We start from the raw sequence: 2,922 nt of genomic DNA, 5'->3' as shown, positions 1-2,922 counted from the left end.
TTTAAAAGACTAACTGGTCTAAAATGTATATGGTACCTCACAATTTATAAAACTTTAATTAGGTAATTTAATTAAATAATTATAAATTTTAACCAACATCTCATAGAATTATTTTTATGTGAAAAGAGTTTAAAATAATTTGCATAAATAAAAAATGTATATGGTATATACATTATACACTTTTGTTAAAAATGAATTCTCATTTGTATTTTTTTATTCGTTAACATGATTACATAAATTAATCTATGTTCCTTTACAAAATTATAATTTCCCACAAATGTCATCAACATTTTCTACTAATTACGCTCCGTCTTTAATAAAACCATTGTTTTTATTAGCAACAGTAATTTGAGCTGGAAAACAAAAAAATTCTTTCTCATCATGTTTAGCCAATGACACAATTCGATGTGTTTCATCATCTAAAGTTGATTGAACAATGATAACACCATCCATCAATCCTGACATAATCCGATAAAGTTCATACTGACTTTTATTAACATTATTTTGGTATGCTTCAGCAATAATGATTTGAAATTTTGTATTAGGATATTGTTTTGTCATTTGTTCATAATCATTTAAATTTTTAAGAATTAAAATACTACTTCCATTACCAAGATTTTTAACCACATATTCATTAATGCCTGGTTCTGAAGTAACAATTAAAGTTATTTTTCGCTTTAATATTTTTTTTGTTAACATCTTAGTTGTCATTAGTCCTCTTTTATTTGGTGCTGTTGTTCCACAAATTGCTAATTTATGTTTTTGACCATTTAAAACAGCCAAGTCACCAACATAAAATAAAACAAAGGGAGGTCGATAAATATTGCATAATGATTTTGAATATTCACGATCAATAATAGTAACATAACGACATGTTATTTTAGTTTCAATATTAATTAAATCTTCATAAGCAATTTTTTCTTTTGTTTCTAAGGCTTGAATAAATTTTAAGTCAGTCCCCATCATATTTTAATGCAAAAAAAAGTAAAACTTGACGCATATTAATTCCTTTCTATTTAATAATTAGAATTTTATTAATATAAGAAATATAACATTAACAGTTTTACTTTTTAGGCCGTATAAAAAAATTGGGGTTTTGGAAAAAAANTCGGAAATTGAATAANAATAATAAATTAAACCATTTACTAAAATGGTTTTTTTATTTGTAAAACCAAAATTATTAATTGATTCAGAGAAAGGACAGTATCTTAAATATTTACAAAAAAACTATAACAACTTTTGATACCCTCTTTAAGTTGTTTACACATTTATTAAATATCTTAGAAATCTTTACAAAGTGTAGCTGTTTTTCTCCTAATTTAAGGTGTTGTCCTTTCTCTGTTTCAGTTAATTAATTTGCTAATAAAAAAACTTAATAAAAAGGAAGGAGTAAGTAATGAAAATTAATAAGCAACAACAAATTTGCGATATTGATAACTGCTATAAAATAATATCATTCATTACTGAAGAATTTTTATCAAATAAAGTTTTATGAACTTGTGAAAAACATAAATATTTATTGAATAAAGTAAAAGATAAAAAACAAAAGCGGTTTTATAAACGCTTAGAAAATTCAAAAATTATCTTTGATTATGAAACTGGTTTGTTAAAACTTTGATTTTATAAAACAACTTAATGCAGTGTGGGACGGTTATTTTAAATAACTAAGTGTTTTTATTCCACATGAGGCGGTCTAGCCCAGCGGTAATCAGTCCGGAAATAATAGACGCTTTAAAAAGCGATAGTCGTGATAAGTCCAAGGTTAATATCAAACGACAATAAACCATAGAGATAGTGACTTTATAAATAAATTTGCAATAGATATTACTTCTTAGAAGTGACAACGGTTTAAAAAACCACAAAGTCAGCATTAGGCTCTTCAAGGTGCAAGTGAATTTATTTTAAAAACTGAACGTTTTGACCTGAAATGGTGCGGATGAAGAGAGAGAAAACTCTCTGGCTCCAAAAGAAAAAACAACTGTCTATTATATTAAACAAACAACATACCGCCACCGCTCACCTTCAAAGTGAAGCGGATGGCGTAGTAAATAAATAAATAAATACTTAATTATATAACTAACTCTCGCTTTGGCACTTTCACTTGGAAGTGAGTGCCAGCGAGTTAAAACTAGGAGGATAAATAATGACATATAAATTAAAAGATTGAANTGATATTTNNNATAAATATAATTTATTTCTTTTGTAAGTTTTTGTTGTAAATATCATTTTTTTATTTTTCGTTGTAATGAATATAATTCATTTTCAGTTGGAATGCTTGTTACCATATACTTTTTCATTTTAATCTCCATTCTAATTTAAAGACTAAATCAGTGGTCTAAAATGTATATGGTTTTCACANAATAAAAATTAAAATTTTGTTGACAATCTGTTAAATGATNNTANNATANTGATGTAATTTAATACAAGTANNATTTACTAGCCCTTAATCGCTTGTTTAAAAATTACTAAAATTAGAGACTTGAAAAAGTCTTTTTTTAATTTATTTTACTTTTTTATATTTTTTTGTAGAATGGTGATGACAAAAAGAGGTAAAAAAGNTGGCAAAAGTAGATAAAAAGTGATGAATAATTGCAAATTTAACAAAAATAAAGCAAAAATTAACAAAATTTGATGAATATTGTAAAGAAAATAATATCAAACTTGCCACAAAAGAAACCTTATTAATCTTTTGCAATTTAGAAGAAGATGAATATAATGCCTTAAAAGACAGTAATTTATTAGCATTTAATGAACTTAAAATGAAAATAAGAATATTAGAAAATAATATAAAATTACATCGGCCGTATAAATTATTTTGGGGTCTTAAATTAATATATTAGAAATTGTGGAATAATAGACTTCTTGCATAACCTAGTTATTTTAAAATTCCTATAAAATATATTTAAAATAGAAATTATAGGA

The 2,922-nt window shown here is 24.9% G+C and carries 2 protein-coding genes; one reads left to right on the top strand and one right to left on the bottom strand.

Annotation, left to right across the window (positions count from 1 at the left end):
* Positions 1-300: 300 nt before the first annotated feature.
* Positions 301-966: a DNA-processing protein DprA gene (locus BST80_RS04810; RefSeq protein WP_415746205.1), complete on the bottom strand. Its 666-nt coding sequence runs from the start codon at positions 964-966 to the stop codon at positions 301-303.
* A gap of 430 nt (positions 967-1,396) precedes the next feature.
* Between BST80_RS04810 and BST80_RS04805 the strand changes: the two genes are divergently transcribed.
* Positions 1,397-1,636, top strand: coding sequence for a hypothetical protein (locus tag BST80_RS04805; RefSeq protein WP_415746204.1), 240 nt, complete (start codon positions 1,397-1,399; stop codon positions 1,634-1,636).
* The last annotated feature ends 1,286 nt before the right edge of the window (positions 1,637-2,922 follow it).

This window comes from Spiroplasma sp. Moj (genome assembly GCF_016082285.1).
Classification (GTDB): Bacteria; Bacillota_I; Bacilli_A; order Mycoplasmatales; family Mycoplasmataceae; genus Spiroplasma; species Spiroplasma phoeniceum.
This window is presented reverse-complemented; position numbering and strand designations above follow the sequence as displayed.